This is a genomic window from Streptomyces sp. NPDC002680 (assembly GCF_042889145.1).
In the GTDB taxonomy this organism is placed as follows: Bacteria; Actinomycetota; Actinomycetes; order Streptomycetales; family Streptomycetaceae; genus Streptomyces; species Streptomyces adonidis.
In genome coordinates this window covers 424,205-440,305 of record NZ_JBIAQP010000002.1, presented here as the reverse complement: position 1 = coordinate 440,305, position 16,101 = coordinate 424,205, and the positions used below count along the sequence as shown (strand labels likewise).

Here is a 16,101-nt window from a genome sequence, read left to right as displayed (position 1 = left end):
TCTGATTCTCCATATCAATCAGGCTTCTGCTCTATGACACGCCGCTTGGCCCCCTAGGATTCCACCTATCACCTCACCGGTCTCATTCGACAGGAACCCCATGAGCGACACTTCCCCCTACGGCTTCGAGCTTGTGCGGCGTGGGTACGACCGCGCTCAGGTGGACGAACGCATTTCGAAGCTCGTCTCCGACCGTGACAGCGCTCTGGCTCGTATCACTGCTCTGGAAAAGCGCATCGAGGAGCTCCACCTCGAAACGCAGAACGCCCAGGCCCAGGTCAGCGACGCAGAGCCGTCGTACGCCGGTCTCGGCGCGCGTGTCGAGAAGATCCTCCGCCTCGCCGAGGAGGAGGCGAAGGACCTGCGCGAGGAGGCCCGTCGCGCGGCCGAGCAACACCGTGAGCTGGCCGAGTCGGCGGCTCAGCAGGTGCGCAACGACGCAGAATCGTTCGCTGCGGACCGCAAGTCCAAGGCGGAGGACGAGGGCGTCCGGATCGTCGAGAAGGCCAAGAGCGAAGCCTCCCAGCTGCGCCAGGAGGCGCAGAAGGACGCGCAGTCCAAGCGTGAGGAGGCGGACGCCCTCTTCGAGGAGACCCGCGCCAAGGCCGCCCAGGCCGCCGCGGACTTCGAGACGAACCTCGCCAAGCGCCGCGAGCAGTCGGAGCGCGACCTCGCGTCCCGTCAGGCCAAGGCCGAGAAGCGCCTCGCGGAGATCGAGCACCGCGCGGAGCAGCTCCGCCTGGAGGCCGAGAAGCTGCGCACGGACGCCGAGCGCCGCGCCCGCCAGACGATCGAGACGGCCCAGCGCCAGGCCGAGGACATCGTGGCCGACGCGAACGCCAAGGCCGACCGGATCCGTTCGGAATCGGAGCGCGAGCTGGCGGCTCTCACCAACCGCCGCGACTCGATCAACGCCCAGCTGACGAACGTCCGCGAGATGCTCGCCACCCTGACGGGAGCAGCGGTGGCAGCCGCCGGCGCCCCCACGACGGACGACGAGCCGATCACCCGCGGGGTTCCTGCGCAGCAGTCCCGGTAAGCAGCGGTTCCGAAGGCCCGTACCTCCTGAACAGGGGGTGCGGGCCTCCGTCTTAGGGGCGCGGGGAACTGCGCGACCAGCCACGACGGCGCAGCACTCACCCACGGCGAACAAGCGGCAGAAACACGTCGTCCACAATCTCCACCAGCACCTGCTCAGAAACCGGCTCCCGCCCCAACAACATCTCGTGCCGCAAAAGATCAGCGGGCAAGCTGACCACGCGTGCGGGAATGCCACCCGCAGGGATCTCCCCACGGCGCACCGCGCGATCGAGGACGCCGCCAAGTACCCCCCGCATGATCCGAGCGAAGTCCGGATCAACATCCGGCACCTCCGCCAGCAGCCCATGGATCACATCGGGCCCAAGCTCCCGCTGCCGCTCCACCATCCCCCGCAGCACAGCGAGCACATCCCCCCGCAACTCCCCCGTATCAGGCACCTGTTCACCCAACGCCCCGCTCCGCCGCCGCACCACCGCCCGCACCAGCTGCGCCCGATTGGGCCACCGCCGGTACAGCACCTGCTTCCCGGTACGGGCCCGAGCCGCGACGCCCTCCATCGTGAGCCTGGCGTAACCGACCTCCGCCAGCTCCTCCCAGGCGGCGTCGAGAAGCTCGGCCTCCAGGGCCGCCCCGCGCCGTCGCGAACCGTCAGCGGTCACTCCATGCCTCCGTGAGAGCCAGGTAAGAGACATTGCGTCTCCTATCCAGGCCAGCCTATCCTCCAAATAAGAGACGCAACGTCTCCAATGGACCCGGAGAAGCAATGGACCCCACCCTCCGAAAACTCACCCTGACCCTCGTCCTCGGCGCCCTCGCCCCTCTCCTCGACAGCACGGTCGTCTCCATCGCCCTGCACACGCTCAGTACCGACCTCCACGCCCCCACAGCCACCGTCCAATGGGTCAGCACCGCTTACCTCCTCGCCCTGGCGACCGTCGTCCCCCTCTCCGCCTGGGCCGTGGAACGCGTCGGCGGCCGACGTCTCTGGCTCACCTCACTCACCCTGTTCCTCACCGGCTCCGTGCTGTGCGGGCTCGCCCGGGACACCGGCTCGCTCATCGCCTTCCGGGTCGTCCAGGGCGTCGGCGCCGGCCTGCTGCTGCCCGTCCTGCAGACCCTGGTCATGCGCGCCGCCGGCGGCCGGAACCTGGGCCGGCTGATGGCGGCGATCACCCTGCCCGCGGTGGTCGTACCGATCCTCGGTCCGGTGCTCGGCGGTCTGGTCGTCGGGCATCTCAGCTGGCGCTGGATCTTCTACGTCAACGTGCCCGTCTGCCTGCTCGCCCTCTCCCTGGCTTGGCGGACCCTCCCGAAGGACACCCCCGGCAACCACGATCGCCGTCCCCGCCTCGACCTCACCGGCCTCCTGCTCCTCTCCCCCGGCCTCGCGGCACTCGCGTACGGGCTCACCGAGAACGGCGCCGCCCGAGCGACGGCGACACCCCTGGGCGCCGTACTCGTCGCCGCCTTCGTCGTGCACGCCCTGCGGGCCGACGCACCCCTCGTCGACGTACGGCTCTTCCGGGACCGCGCCTTCGCCGTCTCCTCGGTGCTGCTGTTCCTCGGCGGGCTCGCACTCTTCGGCGGGATGTTCCTGCTGCCCCTCTACTACCAGCAGATCCGCGGCGAGGGTGTGGTCGCCGCCGGGCTGCTGCTCGCGCCGCAGGGGGTCGGCAGTCTGCTCGCCCGCGTGACCGGGCCGCTCACCGACCGGGTCGGACCGCGGCCGGTCGTGGTCGGCGGGCTGTTGCTCACCGCGCTCGGCACACTCCCCTTCGCCTTCCGGAACCCCGCCGGCGTCCTGCTGCCCGTCGCGCTGGCCGTGCGCGGGCTCGGGATGAGCGCCGCCAACATGGCCGTCATGGTCGGCGCGTACCAGGGGCTGACGCCCGCACAGATACCGCACGCCAGTACGGCCACCCGGATCGTGCAGCAACTCGGCGGGTCCTTCGGCACCGCGGTCCTCGCGGCGGTGCTCACCCGGGGCCATGGCGGCGGCACCTTCCCGCACGCCTTCCTCTGGGCCACCTCGTTCACCATTGTTGCGGCAGGCGTCGGTCTTGGTTTGCCCAGCCGGGTGGCACTGGCCGAACGCCCGAACTAGCGTGGCCGCATGATCGAGCTAGAGGGGCTGACCAAGCGGTACGGCGAGAAAGTGGCGGTCAATCATCTGACGTTCACCGTCAGACCGGGCATCGTGACGGGCTTCCTCGGGCCCAACGGGGCCGGGAAGTCCACCACCATGCGGATGATGCTCGGCCTCGACCGCCCCACCGCCGGTGACGTCCGGATCGACGGTCAGCACTACGACCGTCTCAAGGACCCCCTCAAGTACATCGGCGCCCTGCTCGACGCCAAGGCCATGCACGGCGGGCGCAGCGCCTTCAACCACCTGCTCTGTCTCGCCCAGAGCAACGGCATCCCCAGCGCGCGCGTGCACGAGGTGCTCGACACCGTCGGGCTCACCGCGGTCGCCCGGAAGAAGGCGAAGGGGTTCTCGCTCGGGATGGGGCAGCGGCTCGGTATCGCGGGCGCGCTGCTCGGTGATCCTCGGATCCTGATGTTCGACGAGCCGGTCAACGGTCTCGACCCCGAGGGCATCCACTGGATCCGCAATCTGATGAAATCCCTGGCCGCGCAGGGCCGTACAGTCTTCGTCTCCTCTCACCTCATGAGCGAGATGGCGCTGACGGCCGACCATCTCGTCGTCATCGGACAGGGGCGGCTGCTCGCCGACACCTCCATGGCGGACTTCATCGACCAGAACTCGCGCTCGTACGTCCGTATCCGCTCCCCCCAGCGCGAACGGCTGCTCGACGTCCTGCACTCGGCCGGGATCACCGTCGTACAGGCGGGCGCCGAGACGCTCGAAGTGGACGGCGGGAAGGCCGAGCGGATCGGTGAGCTGGCCGCGCAGCACCACATCGTGCTGCATGAGCTGAGCCCCCAGCAGGCCTCCCTGGAGGAGGCGTTCATGCAGCTGACCGCCGAGTCGGTCGAGTACCACGCGCACAGCGACACACCGCCCTCGGCCGGTCTCCCGGCCGCCCCCTCCCCCGGGCCTTGGGGCGACGGCTGGAAGAAGGACTGAGCATGGCAGCGACCCAGGTCCTCCGGTCCGAGTGGACCAAGATCCGGTCGGTGGCGTCCACGGTGTGGACGCTCGGTCTCGCGGCCGTCGTGACGATCGCGCTCGGTGCGCTGATCTCGCTGCTCTTCAAGAACCAGTGGAGCGACCTCAGCGAGAAGGACCGGCTCTCCTTCGACCCGACGTACACGAGTTTCGCCGGGATGAGTCTCGGTCAGCTCGCGATGATCGTGTTCGGGGTGCTCGTCGTGTCGAACGAGTACAGCACCGGCATGATCCGCACCTCGCTGGCGGCCGTACCGCAGCGCGGCACGTTCCTCGCGAGCAAGCTCGCGGTCGCGACCGGGCTCGCCTTCGCGGTCGGGGTCGTCACCAGCTTCGCCGCGTTCTTCCTCGGGCAGGCGATGCTGGGCGGGCACTCGACGTCCATCGGTGATCCGGGCGTGCTGCGTGCGGTGATCGGCGGGGCGCTGTACATGACGCTCATCGCCCTGTTCTCCATGGGCGTGGCCGCGATGCTGCGCAGCCCGATGCTGTCGCTCGGGGTGCTGATGCCGTTCTTCTTCCTGATCTCCAACATCCTGGGCGCGGTCTCGGCGACCAAGAAGGTCGCGCGCTATCTGCCGGACCAGGCCGGCAGCAAGATCATGCAGGTGGTGACTCCGGTCGACAACGACACGCCGTACGGGCCCTGGGGTGGGCTTGCGATCATGGTGGTGTGGGTTGTCGTGGCACTGCTGGGTGGGTACGTGCTGCTGAAGAAGCGGGACGCGTGAGCGTTTCGGTGGGTGGGGGTTCTTTGGCCGCGGGTCCGGTGGGGGCTGGTCGCGCAGTTCCCCGCGCCCCTGTCGGGGCGCGTTCCGCGGCCCCGACCTTCCCAAGGCCAGCCGGGGCGGGCATGCACCCGACATTTTTGCTCGCCCTTGGGGGGAACCGTCAGCTCCCCGATAAGCTCCTAACCCTTACGGGGGCGTGTGCCCCGCTGTCGTGAAATTTTCGGTGGGTGCGGAGCATGATCGAGGCAGTCGGCCTGACGAAGCGCTACGGCGACAAGACGGCCGTGTACAACCTTTCCTTCCAGGTGCGGCCGGGGTCCGTCACCGGCTTTCTCGGCCCCAACGGCTCGGGCAAGTCGACGACGATGAGGATGATCCTCGGCCTGGACCAGCCCACCTCGGGCCAGGTCACGATCGGCGGCTTCCCCTACCGCAAGCTGCCCAACGCCCCCCGCCAGGTCGGTGCCCTCCTCGACGCCAAGGCCGTGCACGGCGGCCGGCACGCCCGTAACCATCTGCTGTGCCTGGCCCAGCTGTCGGGCATCCCGGCGCGGCGCGTGGACGAGGTGCTCGGGGTCGTCGGGCTCCAGGACGTGGCCAAGAAGCGCTCCAAGGGGTTCTCGCTCGGCATGGGCCAGCGGCTCGGCATCGCCGCCGCGCTCCTCGGCGACCCCCAGGTCCTCCTCTTCGACGAGCCGGTCAACGGCCTCGACCCCGAGGGCATCCTCTGGGTGCGCAACCTGATGAAGGCGCTCGCGGCGGAGGGGCGGACCGTGTTCGTCTCCTCCCACCTGATGAGCGAGATGGCGCTGACCGCCGACCACCTCATCGTGATCGGGCGCGGCCAGCTGCTCTCCGACATGAGCGTGCGGGACTTCATCTCCGCCAACTCCGCCGACTTCGCGCGCGTACGCACCCCGGAGACCGAGCCGCAGCAGCGCGAGAAGCTGACGGCCGCGCTGACCGAGGCGGGCGGCCAGGTGCTGCCCGAGCAGGACGGCGCCCTGCGCGTCATGGGCCTGCCGCTGCCCCGCATCAGCGACCTCGCGCACTCCGCCGACGTACGCCTGTGGGAGCTGTCGCCGCACCAGGCGTCGCTGGAGGAGGCGTACATGCGGATGACGCAGGGAGCCGTCGACTACCGCTCGACCGTCGACCAGCGGGCCGGGCTCCAGCAGCTGCCGCCGCCCGGCGCACAGCCGCCGCCCCAGATGCCGGTGCCGGGACAGGGCCAGCCGGGCTGGTACGCCCCGCCGCCGCCCCAGGAGGGCGGTCAGCCCCCGTTCTCGGCGCCTGAGCCGCTCGGACCGCCCGCGGGGCCGTACGGCGGCTCTGACGGGCCCGCCGCGCCCGCCGGCGCCCACCCGAACCCGTACGCGCAGCCCGCCGCCCCCGACCTGACCAAGCCCGAGGACGCCCGATGAGCACGCCCCAGCAGCCCCCGACGCAGACGCCGGTGCCGCAGGCGGCGCCGAACTGGCAGGCAGCGCCCGGCGCTTCGTACTCCACCGCCTACACCTCGCCGATCCCGGTCACGCGCACGCATCTCGGTCACGCCCTCGCCTCCGAGTGGACGAAGATCAAGTCGGTGCGCTCGACGATGTGGACGCTCGGGGTCTTCCTGGTCCTCGTCATCGGCATCGGCCTGCTGGTCGCCGCGCAGACGACCAACGAGGACTTCGGGGACGTGCCGTACACCATCCCCGCGTTCTTCGGGCTGATCCTCGGGCAGATCTGCCTGATCACGCTGGGCGTGCTGGTCGTCTCGTCCGAGTACGGCACGGGCATGATCCGTACGACGTTCACCGCGTCGCCGCAGCGTCACCGGGTGCTCGCCGCCAAGCTGATCATCTTCTTCGCGGTCGCGTTCGTCGTGTCCGCGTTCGCGATCGGTTTTGTCGGTCTGGCGACCGAGTCGATGCACAACGGCGGCGGGGGCAAGCCCTGGGGCGGCACGGTCGTCATCGGCGCGCTGTACGTCTCGCTGCTCGGCACGCTCGCCCTCGCGGTCGGCTCGATGCTGCGGCACTCGGCGGGCGCGATCACCGCGATGCTGGGGCTCGTGCTGGTGCCGGCGATCCTGCCCGCGTTCCTGCTGATGTCCGAGAGCCTGCGGACCATCGGCGAGAAGATGCTGGACTACAACGCGCCCAACGCCCTCGCCAAGATCTTCGGGCTGGACGACGAGAACGCCGCCGGCGGCGCCCAGCTCGGCCTGCTCGCAGGCGTGACCGCCGTGGCGATCGCCGGCGCCTTCGTGCTGCTGGACCGCCGGGACGTGTGAGTCACCTGATTCACCTGTCCCACTCGGCTCGGCTGATTCACCCGGAGGGGTGAACTCCGCGAGCCGACAGGTGAGTTGGTTCAGAATCTTGGTGCGTTACGGGACCGCTGCACCCGCGTGGTGCGGCGGTCCTTCGCGTTCCAGCACGCCTTGTGCCAGTGGCGGCGGTCGTCCACGCCCGCGTGCTCGGCCCACGCGACGACGTGCGGGACGCCGGACGGGATCAGCTGGTCGCAGCCCGGGCAGCGGTACGTCTTGCCCTGGGCGCTGGCGCCCGCCACATGCCGGACGTTCCAGCTCTCGCCCTGCCAGTCCTCCGAGGACTGGAAGCCGCCGTAGCGGCCGGAGTCGTCCTCGTCGGCGCTCCGGCCGGGCGAGCCGGGGCCTTGGGGGCGGTTGCGGCGCGGGGACACGGAACACCTCACGGAGCGGTTCAGGGGGCAGGAGTCGTCTCCAGCCTACGCGGCGCGATCCGGGGTAGAAGTAAGTCAGCACCGTCGTACGAACTTCTCTCGAACCCCTTCTCGAATCCCCCGTCGGTCCCCCACCGGTCCGCCGTCGGCACCCCGGCCACTCTTCGCCCGGTTGCCCGATTCTGCAGACAATCCGCCAATCTCTCCGCCAACCCGTGACTTCGGCACGTGTCGAGCGGTTATGCCGTGCGGGGGAGCTCCATGTCGGGGCCTAGGAAGCAGGAAAGAGCAATGCGCGTAGGTAGTTTTGTGCTGGCGGCCCAGTTCCCGGGCCAGGGTCAGGGGGAGGCGCTGCACCGAGCGGTCCGGTCCGCCGAGGTCGCCGAGGAGGCGGGTCTCGACACGGTCTGGCTGGCGGAGCACCACTTCGTGCCGTACGGCACCTGCCCGTCCGCGACGACCCTGGCCGCGCTGCTGCTGGGCCGCACCCGGCGCATCCGGGTCGGTACGGCGGTGAGCGTGCTGCCCACCACCCACCCCGTGATGCTCGGCGAGCAGGCGGCGCTGCTGCATCTGACGTCCGGCGGGCGGTTCACGCTGGGCGTGGGGCGCGGCGGGCCGTGGGTCGACCTGGAGGTCTTCGGGACGGGGATCGAGGCGTACGAGAAGGCCTTCCCGGAATCACTCGATCTGCTGGTCCGCTGGCTGCGCGAACCGTCCGTGTCGGCCGACGGCGACCGGTTCAGGTTCCGTGAGGTGCCCGTCGTACCCAGCCCGTCGGAGTCCCTGTCGGACACGGCGGGGCCGGAGGTCGTCGTCGCGTGCACCTCGCCGGCGAGTGTGCGGCTGGCCGCCGAGCGCGGGCTGCCGATGCTCCTCGGGATGCATGTCGGGGACGAGGAGAAGGCCGAGATGGTCACCCTGTGGCGGCGGCTGGCCCGTGCGGCGGGGCGTCCGGCGGACGAGATCCACGGCGCCGCCCATGTGTCGGCCGGCGTCTGCCAGATCGCGGACCGGCGTACGGACGCGGTCGAGACGCTGATGAAGGCGATGCCGGGCTGGCTGCGTCAGGGGCTGGAAGCACATGTCACGGTGGACGACCGGGAGCGTTCGATGCGGGACCCGGTGGCGTACACCGAACTCCTCTGCGGACTGCACCCGGTGGGCACCCCCAGGCTGTGCGCCGACCGGCTCGCGGCCACGTCCGAACGGACGGGCATCTCCCGCTTCGCGCTGCTCATCGAGGGTTCCGGCGACCTCGCGGCCACCGAGGAGAACGTACGACGGCTGGGGACCGAGGTGCTCGCGCAGCTGCGCTGAACTCCCATCTCCCGGCTGCCGCGGGTAGCTTGCCGCCCCGTACAGAAACACCTCCCGCGTACGGAGCGGCAAGCCGGTGCCTCAATTCACCTCAGCAGTCCCGGAATTCCGGCGACTGGTTCAGCAACTGGCTGCGCACCGAGGTGAAGCGGGCCAGCTTGACGTCAACCGAGGCGTCCAGCGGGAACACCGCCACCCGGTGGCAGTTCTGGAAGGCCAGCCGCACCCCGAAGTGCCGCTGCAGCGCGCCGCGAATCGCGTCACTCGCCAGCGCACGCAGCAGCTGGCCACGTGCCTGCTCGTCCGGCGGCGGCGTCTGGTTGTCGGCGAAGTCTCCGCCGTCCACCTTCAGCTGGGCCACCAGGGAGCTGATCATCTCCCATGCGTAGGGCAGGGAGGTCCGGACGCAGTCGACGAATTCAGCTTCGTCGACCTCGCCTCGCTCGGCCTGTTCGAGTAGGGCCGGTGAGACGTCGAGCGACATGGGTTCTCCTCTCGCACCCCCGGGTCGCGGGGGTTGCCGGACAGGGAAAGGGAGTCCGCGACACCGAGCACGCTCCGTAGATGCATCGCGACCTCCCGGTTACTACGGTATGCAACGGACCGTGACGGCACCAGGAAAACGCGGATACAGGACCGGTCAGAACCGTCCCGGTAGGAACACAATCAGCCAACAACGAACAGTTGCCCCTGGCATGTTCCTTCGGCCCAGCAAGCCCTCATCGGCACTGTGAGGTGGGCGAATCGCGTGGAGCACCACGCGTCGAGTAGCGTTGCCGACCATGCGTCTCGTCATTGCGCGCTGTTCCGTGGACTACGCGGGCCGGCTCACCGCTCATCTCCCGTCGGCCCCCCGTCTCATCCTGGTCAAGGCTGACGGCAGCGTCTCGATCCACGCGGACGACCGCGCCTACAAGCCTCTCAACTGGATGTCTCCGCCCTGCACGTTGAAGGAGGGGGCAGGCGAAGAGGAGGGGATCTGGACGGTCATCAACAAGGCGGGCGAGAAGCTCATCATCACGATGGAGGAGATCCTTCACGATTCCTCCCATGAACTCGGCGTCGACCCCGGCCTGATCAAGGACGGCGTGGAAGCACACCTCCAGGAACTGCTCGCCGACCGCATCGAGACCCTCGGCGACGGCTACACGCTCATCCGCCGCGAGTACATGACGGCCATCGGCCCGGTCGACATCCTGTGCCGGGACTCCGAGGGCGCGACGGTCGCGGTCGAGATCAAGCGGCGCGGTGAGATCGACGGTGTGGAGCAACTCACGCGCTACCTGGAGCTGTTGAACCGCGACCCGCACCTCGCGCCGGTCCGCGGCATCTTCGCCGCCCAGGAGATCAAGCCCCAGGCCCGCGTACTCGCCACGGACCGGGGCATCGGCTGCGCGGTGCTGGACTACAACGCTCTGCGGGGCATCGAGGACGACAAACTCCGGCTGTTCTGACGGCTGTTCAAGGTTGCAGGGCTGGTCGTACGGCGAAGGGGCGGGTCCGTTGCCACGGACCCGCCCCTTCGTCGTGCTGTCAGATGACCGTCGCCTCGCTGGACGTCGTCGTGGCCGGGACGCTGGTGTCGTCGGCCGGAGAGCTCGCCGGCTCGCTCGCCGGTTCGCTCGCCGTCTCGGCCGGGCCGCTGGCCGACGTCGTGGTGTCCGGGGTGGGATCCGGCGTCGTCGGGTCGGGCGTCGTCGGGTCCGGGGTGGTCGGGTCAGGCGTGGTCGGATCGGGGGTGGTCGGGTCCGGGGTGGTCGGGTCCGGCGTCGTCGGATCGTCCGTCGGCGCGGTCGTCGTCGGGTCGTCCGTCGGAGACGTGGTGCCGCCCCCGCCTCCGTTACCGCCACCCGGCGTCTTCGTCCCCGTCGGGTCGTCCGACGGCTCCTGCCCGCCCGAGGGCGGCGGTGTCGGGTCGTCCGACGTGCCCCAGGTGCCGTCGGGCCCCGGGTCGGTCGGGCGGCTGGTGGCCGTGCCGGTGTCGCCGTTGCTGTCGCTGTCGCCGTTGTCGGCCTTGTCGGCCTTGTCGGCGCCGAGACTGTCGTCGTCGTTGCCCGCGCTGGCGGACGGGTTGACGCCCACCTGGTCGGACGGCGCGTCGTTGGGGTTCGAGGTCGCCCCCAGCGTCACCACCGTGCCGAGCACCGCCGCGAGCAGGGCGCCCGCGCCGACGGCCACGAGGTTGCGCCGGGCACCGCCGACGAGCCGCTGGAGGCCCGAGGCCTTGTGCGCCCCGCCGCCCCCGGACCGGGATGTGATGACCGTCGCCGGGAAGTCACCGGACCCGTAAGCGGACCCCGAACCGGAACCGGTACCGGAGGCCGAACCGAAACCCGTGCCCGACGGCTGGAGCGGCGGATAGCCCGCGGCGCCGAAGACGGCCGGGACCCCGCCGGGCGGCGACGCCGACTCCTCGTACCGCGCGTCCGGCACCTCCTCGCCCGCCGTGGAGCCGGGGCCCGAGCCGAGGCCGGGGGTGTCGCCGGACCGGTCCGCGACCAGGGTGAGGGCGCGACGGCCCGCGACCATGCCGCGCTTGTCGACGAGGGCGCCGCGCAGGCCGATGGCGGCCTCCAGCTCGGCGCGGGCCTCGTCGAGCTGTTCGCCGCAGAGCGCGAGGATGCCCAACTCGTGGTGGAAATAGGCCTGTTCCGCGACCTCCCCGGCGAGCCGGGCGGCCTCGGCACCCGAACGCAGGACGCGTTCCCAGGCGCTCCAGTACAGACCGGCCGCGAAGGCGGGCGCCGCGGTGCGGGCCAGCTGTACGGCTGTGCTCTCCTCGTCCTCCCCCGGCGGCACCGTGACCGGGACGAGCACGTCGAGGGCGGCCAGCAGGGCGTCGGCCTCCGCGCAGACCCGCTCGGGGGTCACGGACGGGTGCCCGGCCCACCAGGAGTAGTGCTGGGCGGCGCTGATCGCCCGTTCCTGGGCACCCTCCCCGTACCCGGCGGCCTCCAGCTGGGCCAGTACCCCGGCCGCGAGCCGGTAGTGCGAGCCGACCGGGGAGACCAGCGCACAGCCGAGCAGCTCGCCGAGGGCGGCGTCCGCGTGGGCGTCGTCGACGAGCGCGGGCAGATGGGCCTGGTGGGGCACCTCGCCGCCGAGCGCGACGGCGAAGCGCAGCGTCTCCCGCGCGGACTCGCTGAGCCGGGAGGCGAGCAGCGGCGCGGGCGCGGCACCCTCGGCGAGCGAGGGCAGCGGTACGTCGTGTTCTTCGCCGGAGTCGAAGGGCGCGTCGACCGGGATGTCCTGGAAGACGCCGAACTCGTCGAAGGCGTCGGCGCTGGCGCGCAGGCCGTCGCGCTGCCTGAGCAGGGCGCCGGCCTGGACGAACCGCAGGGGCAGGCCCTCGGACTCGAACCAGAGGTCGCCGGCCCAGTTGGCCTCCTCCTCGGTGAGGACACGGCCGACGGCACGCTCAAGGAGTTCCAGGCCACCGGCCCGGTCGAGGCCGTCGAGGAACAGCTCCTCGATCAGCGCGTCGGCGGACGGCGCGGGCACATCGGGGGTGGCGCTGATCAGGAAGGCGCACTCGGGGGTCGCGTCGATGAGTTCGTCGAGCGCGGCGCCGCCGAACTCCACGTCGTCCAGGACGACGACAGCGCCGGCCTCCCGGACCAGGTCGCGCAGTTCGTCCGGTTCCGGCCGGTACAGAGGTGCGCCGTAGACGGCGTAGAAGAGGTCGTAGAGGAGGTCGGTCTGGGTGCGGCGGAGGCCGCTGAGGCGGACCACGCCGTCGGGCGCGAGGTCCGCGCAGTCCGCGGCCACGGCGTCGAGGAGCGTGGTGCGGCCGGAGCCGGGCGGACCGGTGAGACGTACGGAACGGCCGCGGGCCAGCAGCCGCACCAGCCGCTCGCGCTCGCCGTCGCGCTCCAGGAGCGGGAGTTCGGGCTGCGCGGGCCCGGGCGGTACGGGTGGCGTGGCCGCGCGGGTGATCTCGGCACGCTCGGCCGCGGTGAGCTTGGCCGGCCGGCCGGGCCGTTCACCGGGCGGGCAGATCTCTATCTCGCTGCCGTCGACCGGGTTGATCGTGAGCAGGTAGTCGCCCGAGACGAGCTGTGCCGTGCGGGCGAGCGCGGGTGTGTGCTGGCCGAAGTCGGATGTGAGGGCGTCGCGAGGCGGGCGCTGACGCGGCGTGGTGCCGTCGGCGTCGTGGCCGTACTCCTCGGAGCCCTGGTTGTTCGGGTCCATAAGGTTCAAGCCCCCCAAAAGCGTCGTGTGCGGGTCGCAAGACCCAGGCCCCTCCCGGCCTTGCTGCACACTGCGCTGTCGCTTCTGGTCCGGGCCCGCTCGTGGGATGTCAGGCAGCGGGCGACCGAACCCTAAACCTTCGCACAGTATCTACGACAGTCCGGGGTACCGCGCCGTCCGAGACGTCACAGTCTCGTGAGGATTGTGCGCAACGCGCGTTTCACACAGGGTGTCCACACCCTGTGTTTCACACTCTGGGCAGTGACTCCACCCCGATACCGCCCTCGATCGCCAGGATCCGGTGCAGCCGGGTGGCCACCAGCAGGCGCTGCATCTGCGGTGGTACGTCGCGCAGCACCAGCCGTCGGCCGCACCGCCCGCACCGCCGGTGGGCTCCCATGATCACCCCGAGCCCGGTGGCGTCCCAGGAGTCCAGCTCGGACAGGTCCAGCACCAGATCGCCGACGCCTGTGTCGACGGCCGTGTGCAGGACCGTACGGGCGTCCGCCGCGCTGCGGACGTCGAGGCGGCCCCCGACGACCAGCTCGGCGTGGTCGCCCCTGATGTACATATACGCTCCCCGGGAGTGCGTCGTCGTGCTCCGCGTCGGTAGGTGATGCAACGTCTGACTGCCTGAGGGGCGGCCAGGTTGCCGTCTGTGAGCGAACCGATACCCAATTCACCCCACAGGGTGATGCCTGAGGGGTTCGTGCGGTTTCCGTGCCTGTTGACTACTACTGAGTTGTTGCTGATTGCTTCCGTCTACGACTGCTGATTCCCGCTCAGTGCTTGTAGAAGCCCTGCCCGCTCTTACGACCGATGTCACCGGCGTCAACCATCCGGCGCATCAGCTCCGGAGGAGCGAACTTCTCGTCCTGGGACTCGGTGTAGATGTTGCTCGTGGCGTGCAGCAGGATGTCGACCCCGGTGAGGTCGGCGGTGGCCAGCGGGCCCATGGCGTGCCCGAAGCCGAGCTTGCAGGCGAGGTCGATGTCCTCCGCGGTGGCGACACCGGACTCGTACAGCTTGGCCGCCTCGACGACGAGCGCCGAGATCAGCCGGGTCGTCACGAAACCGGCGACATCCCGGTTGACGACGATGCAGGTCTTGCCGACGGACTCGGCGAACTCCCGTGTGGTGGCGAGGGTTTCGTCGCTCGTCTTGTAGCCGCGGACCAGCTCGCAGAGCTGCATCATCGGCACCGGCGAGAAGAAGTGCGCACCGACGACCCGGTCCGGGCGGTCGGTCACGGCGGCGATCTTGGTGATGGGGATGGCGGAGGTGTTGGAGGCGAGCACGGCGTCGTCGCGCGCGATCTTGTCGAGCGCGCGGAAGATCTCGTGCTTGACCTCCAGCTTCTCGAACACGGCCTCGACGACGATGTCCGCGTCGCCGACGGCGTCGAGGTCGGTGGTGGCGGTGATCCGCCCAAGAGCGGCCTCGGCATCGGCCTCGGCGAGCTTGCCCTTGCTCACGAACCTGTCGTACGAGGCCTTGATGCCGTCGGTGCCACGGGTGAGCGCTTCGTCGGTGACATCGCGCAGTACGACGTCCCAGCCCGCCTGGGCAGAGACCTGTGCGATGCCGGAACCCATCAGGCCGGCTCCGATGACGGCAAGCTTCCGTGCCACTGTGCGACTCCCCTGACGCGCTGTTTACGTGTCCCTCGTGTATGGGCCTCTCCGGCGGACCATAGCGGTCGTGAGGGTGCTGTGTGACCGGTAAGTAATGCGCGTCACGTCTCATCTGACGGACATCACACCGACGTGGCTCATTCGGCCCCTCGGACGGCCTAGTTGAGCGGTTGGCGAGCGGCGTTACTACTCTGGCCGCATGGTCAATCTGACGCGCATCTACACCAGGACCGGCGACAAGGGCACCACCGCCCTCGGGGACATGAGCCGGGTCGCCAAGACCGATCTGCGGATCTCGGCGTACGCCGACGCCAACGAGGCGAACGCGGTGATCGGGACCGCCGTCGCCCTCGGTGGGCTTGCGGAGGCGGTCGTCAAGGTGCTGACCCGGGTGCAGAACGACCTGTTCGACGTGGGAGCGGATCTGGCTACCCCGGTGGTCGAGAATCCGGAGTTTCCGCCGTTGCGGGTCGAGCAGGCCTACATCGACAAGCTGGAGGCGGACTGCGACCGGTTCCTCGAAGACCTGGAGAAACTGCGGTCGTTCATCCTGCCCGGCGGCACCCCCGGCGCGGCCCTGCTGCACCAGGCGTGCACGGTGGTACGCCGGGCCGAGCGCTCGACCTGGGCTGCGCTGGAGGTGCATGGCGAGGTCATGAATCCGCTCACCGCCACCTACCTCAACCGGCTATCGGACCTGCTTTTCATCTTGGCCCGTACCGCCAACAAGGAGGTCGGGGACGTGCTCTGGGTCCCTGGTGGGGAGCGCTGACCCGGGGTTCGGGTCCCGCTTGGGCCAGATCGTGTACGTCAGCGCGATCAGGCCGTGGATGCCGGCGGCCCTGAGCGCCGTCCACTGGAAGGACCGCAGGGATGAGGTGTCCCCGTCGCCCACGTACCAGACCGCCGCTTGGAGCAGCGCGCACGCGACGCCGGCCGCCACGACCGTACGCAGCCACAGCGCGCCCTCGTGGCGGGCGCGCGCCATGCCGTAGCGGGGCGGCTTCGGCGGGGGCGGGCCCCCGGCCAGGCGGTGGGCCGCGTGGCCGTCGAGCCAGCGGATCGTGTAGTGGCCGTACGCCACCGTGAAGCCGATGTACAGCGCGGCCAGGCCGTGCTCCCAGCCCGGTTCGGCGCCGTTCTTCAGGTCGATCGCCGTCACGGTGAACAGGACCAGTTCCAGCAGTGGCTCGCAGAGCAGCAGCACCACGCTGGTCCGGCGCCACTTCAGCAGATACCGGACGGCCAGTCCGAGCGCCAGCAGCACCCAGAAGCCGACCTCGCAGGCGATGATCAACGCGACGATCACGACTCGCTCCTTCCGGTGAAAGTCAGTTCAGGGAATCCGTTCTCC

16 protein-coding genes are annotated in these 16,101 nt (G+C 70.2%); 9 read left to right on the top strand and 7 right to left on the bottom strand.

What is annotated here, in order from left to right; translation table 11 throughout:
- Window positions 1–100 precede the first annotated feature (100 nt).
- Entirely contained in the window at window positions 101–1,039 is a 939-nt protein-coding gene (locus tag ACFYXF_RS08580) for a cellulose-binding protein (protein ID WP_389348808.1), read from the top strand.
- 97 nt (window positions 1,040–1,136) lie between these two features.
- Here ACFYXF_RS08580 and ACFYXF_RS08575 read toward each other — a convergent pair whose 3' ends face one another.
- Complete coding sequence (locus ACFYXF_RS08575) at window positions 1,137–1,700, bottom strand: TetR/AcrR family transcriptional regulator (RefSeq protein WP_389348807.1); 564 nt, start codon at window positions 1,698–1,700, stop codon at window positions 1,137–1,139.
- Window positions 1,701–1,804: 104 nt separating this feature from the next.
- Between ACFYXF_RS08575 and ACFYXF_RS08570 the strand changes: the two genes are divergently transcribed.
- The 5 genes from ACFYXF_RS08570 to ACFYXF_RS08550 all read left to right on the top strand — a co-directional run bounded on the left by ACFYXF_RS08570 (window position 1,805) and on the right by ACFYXF_RS08550 (window position 7,189).
- Window positions 1,805–3,145 carry an MDR family MFS transporter gene (locus tag ACFYXF_RS08570; RefSeq protein WP_389348806.1) on the top strand — a complete coding sequence of 447 codons (1,341 nt, stop codon included), beginning with the start codon at window positions 1,805–1,807 and terminating at the stop codon, window positions 3,143–3,145.
- Between the two features lie 9 nt (window positions 3,146–3,154).
- Window positions 3,155–4,132 carry an ABC transporter ATP-binding protein gene (locus ACFYXF_RS08565; protein ID WP_389348805.1) on the top strand — a complete coding sequence of 326 codons (978 nt, stop codon included), beginning with the start codon at window positions 3,155–3,157 and terminating at the stop codon, window positions 4,130–4,132.
- 2 nt (window positions 4,133–4,134) lie between these two features.
- Window positions 4,135–4,905, top strand: a complete 771-nt coding sequence (locus tag ACFYXF_RS08560) for an ABC transporter permease (RefSeq protein ID WP_389348804.1) — start codon at window positions 4,135–4,137, stop codon at window positions 4,903–4,905.
- Window positions 4,906–5,141: 236 nt separating this feature from the next.
- Window positions 5,142–6,329: an ABC transporter ATP-binding protein gene (locus tag ACFYXF_RS08555; RefSeq protein ID WP_389348803.1), complete on the top strand. Its 1,188-nt coding sequence runs from the start codon at window positions 5,142–5,144 to the stop codon at window positions 6,327–6,329.
- Window positions 6,326–7,189: an ABC transporter permease gene (locus tag ACFYXF_RS08550; protein ID WP_389348802.1), complete on the top strand. Its 864-nt coding sequence runs from the start codon at window positions 6,326–6,328 to the stop codon at window positions 7,187–7,189. Before ACFYXF_RS08555 ends, ACFYXF_RS08550 begins: the two co-directional genes overlap by 4 nt.
- Window positions 7,190–7,269: 80 nt before the next feature.
- Here ACFYXF_RS08550 and ACFYXF_RS08545 read toward each other — a convergent pair whose 3' ends face one another.
- Complete coding sequence (locus ACFYXF_RS08545) at window positions 7,270–7,602, bottom strand: ATP/GTP-binding protein (RefSeq protein WP_389348801.1); 333 nt, start codon at window positions 7,600–7,602, stop codon at window positions 7,270–7,272.
- 291 nt (window positions 7,603–7,893) lie between these two features.
- Here ACFYXF_RS08545 and ACFYXF_RS08540 point away from each other — a divergent pair, with 291 nt between their 5' ends.
- On the top strand, window positions 7,894–8,922 hold the full coding sequence (locus ACFYXF_RS08540) for an LLM class flavin-dependent oxidoreductase (protein WP_389348800.1): 1,029 nt from the start codon (window positions 7,894–7,896) through the stop codon (window positions 8,920–8,922).
- A gap of 91 nt (window positions 8,923–9,013) precedes the next feature.
- On the opposite strand, the gene ACFYXF_RS08535 is transcribed toward ACFYXF_RS08540, so the two are convergent.
- Window positions 9,014–9,406: an SCO5389 family protein gene (locus ACFYXF_RS08535; protein ID WP_105970747.1), complete on the bottom strand. Its 393-nt coding sequence runs from the start codon at window positions 9,404–9,406 to the stop codon at window positions 9,014–9,016.
- 298 nt (window positions 9,407–9,704) lie between these two features.
- Between ACFYXF_RS08535 and nucS the strand changes: the two genes are divergently transcribed.
- Complete coding sequence (nucS, locus tag ACFYXF_RS08530; protein WP_189149603.1) at window positions 9,705–10,376, top strand: endonuclease NucS; 672 nt, start codon at window positions 9,705–9,707, stop codon at window positions 10,374–10,376.
- 79 nt (window positions 10,377–10,455) lie between these two features.
- On the opposite strand, the gene ACFYXF_RS08525 is transcribed toward nucS, so the two are convergent.
- From ACFYXF_RS08525 to ACFYXF_RS08515, 3 genes are all read right to left on the bottom strand, one after another.
- Window positions 10,456–13,113 carry an ATP-binding protein gene (locus ACFYXF_RS08525; protein ID WP_389348799.1) on the bottom strand — a complete coding sequence of 886 codons (2,658 nt, stop codon included), beginning with the start codon at window positions 13,111–13,113 and terminating at the stop codon, window positions 10,456–10,458.
- Between the two features lie 247 nt (window positions 13,114–13,360).
- Complete coding sequence (locus ACFYXF_RS08520; RefSeq protein WP_006382151.1) at window positions 13,361–13,684, bottom strand: STAS domain-containing protein; 324 nt, start codon at window positions 13,682–13,684, stop codon at window positions 13,361–13,363.
- Between the two features lie 211 nt (window positions 13,685–13,895).
- Complete coding sequence (locus tag ACFYXF_RS08515; RefSeq protein ID WP_369033095.1) at window positions 13,896–14,744, bottom strand: 3-hydroxyacyl-CoA dehydrogenase family protein; 849 nt, start codon at window positions 14,742–14,744, stop codon at window positions 13,896–13,898.
- Between the two features lie 202 nt (window positions 14,745–14,946).
- Between ACFYXF_RS08515 and ACFYXF_RS08510 the strand changes: the two genes are divergently transcribed.
- Entirely contained in the window at window positions 14,947–15,519 is a 573-nt protein-coding gene (locus ACFYXF_RS08510) for a cob(I)yrinic acid a,c-diamide adenosyltransferase (protein ID WP_389348798.1), read from the top strand.
- Here the strand turns inward: ACFYXF_RS08510 and ACFYXF_RS08505 are convergent.
- The gene (locus ACFYXF_RS08505) at window positions 15,436–16,056 is read right to left on the bottom strand and encodes a hypothetical protein (protein WP_389348797.1); all 621 of its coding nucleotides are present in this window, start codon (window positions 16,054–16,056) and stop codon (window positions 15,436–15,438) included. The two genes, ACFYXF_RS08510 and ACFYXF_RS08505, sit on opposite strands and share 84 nt — an antisense overlap.
- Window positions 16,057–16,101 lie beyond the last annotated feature (45 nt).

Excerpts from the sequence above, each read along its gene's own strand:
- ACFYXF_RS08580 (WP_389348808.1), top strand. The coding sequence starts at position 101 with ATGAGCGACACTTCCCCCTACGGCTTCGAGCTTGTGCGGCGTGGGTAC.
- ACFYXF_RS08520 (WP_006382151.1), bottom strand. The coding sequence starts at position 13,684 with ATGTACATCAGGGGCGACCACGCCGAGCTGGTCGTCGGGGGCCGCCTC.
- ACFYXF_RS08560 (WP_389348804.1), top strand. The coding sequence starts at position 4,135 with ATGGCAGCGACCCAGGTCCTCCGGTCCGAGTGGACCAAGATCCGGTCG.
- ACFYXF_RS08510 (WP_389348798.1), top strand. The coding sequence starts at position 14,947 with ATGGTCAATCTGACGCGCATCTACACCAGGACCGGCGACAAGGGCACC.
- ACFYXF_RS08550 (WP_389348802.1), top strand. The coding sequence starts at position 6,326 with ATGAGCACGCCCCAGCAGCCCCCGACGCAGACGCCGGTGCCGCAGGCG.
- ACFYXF_RS08525 (WP_389348799.1), bottom strand. The coding sequence starts at position 13,113 with ATGGACCCGAACAACCAGGGCTCCGAGGAGTACGGCCACGACGCCGAC.
- ACFYXF_RS08535 (WP_105970747.1), bottom strand. The coding sequence starts at position 9,406 with ATGTCGCTCGACGTCTCACCGGCCCTACTCGAACAGGCCGAGCGAGGC.
- nucS (WP_189149603.1), top strand. The coding sequence starts at position 9,705 with ATGCGTCTCGTCATTGCGCGCTGTTCCGTGGACTACGCGGGCCGGCTC.
- ACFYXF_RS08555 (WP_389348803.1), top strand. The coding sequence starts at position 5,142 with ATGATCGAGGCAGTCGGCCTGACGAAGCGCTACGGCGACAAGACGGCC.
- ACFYXF_RS08565 (WP_389348805.1), top strand. The coding sequence starts at position 3,155 with ATGATCGAGCTAGAGGGGCTGACCAAGCGGTACGGCGAGAAAGTGGCG.
- ACFYXF_RS08540 (WP_389348800.1), top strand. The coding sequence starts at position 7,894 with ATGCGCGTAGGTAGTTTTGTGCTGGCGGCCCAGTTCCCGGGCCAGGGT.
- ACFYXF_RS08570 (WP_389348806.1), top strand. The coding sequence starts at position 1,805 with ATGGACCCCACCCTCCGAAAACTCACCCTGACCCTCGTCCTCGGCGCC.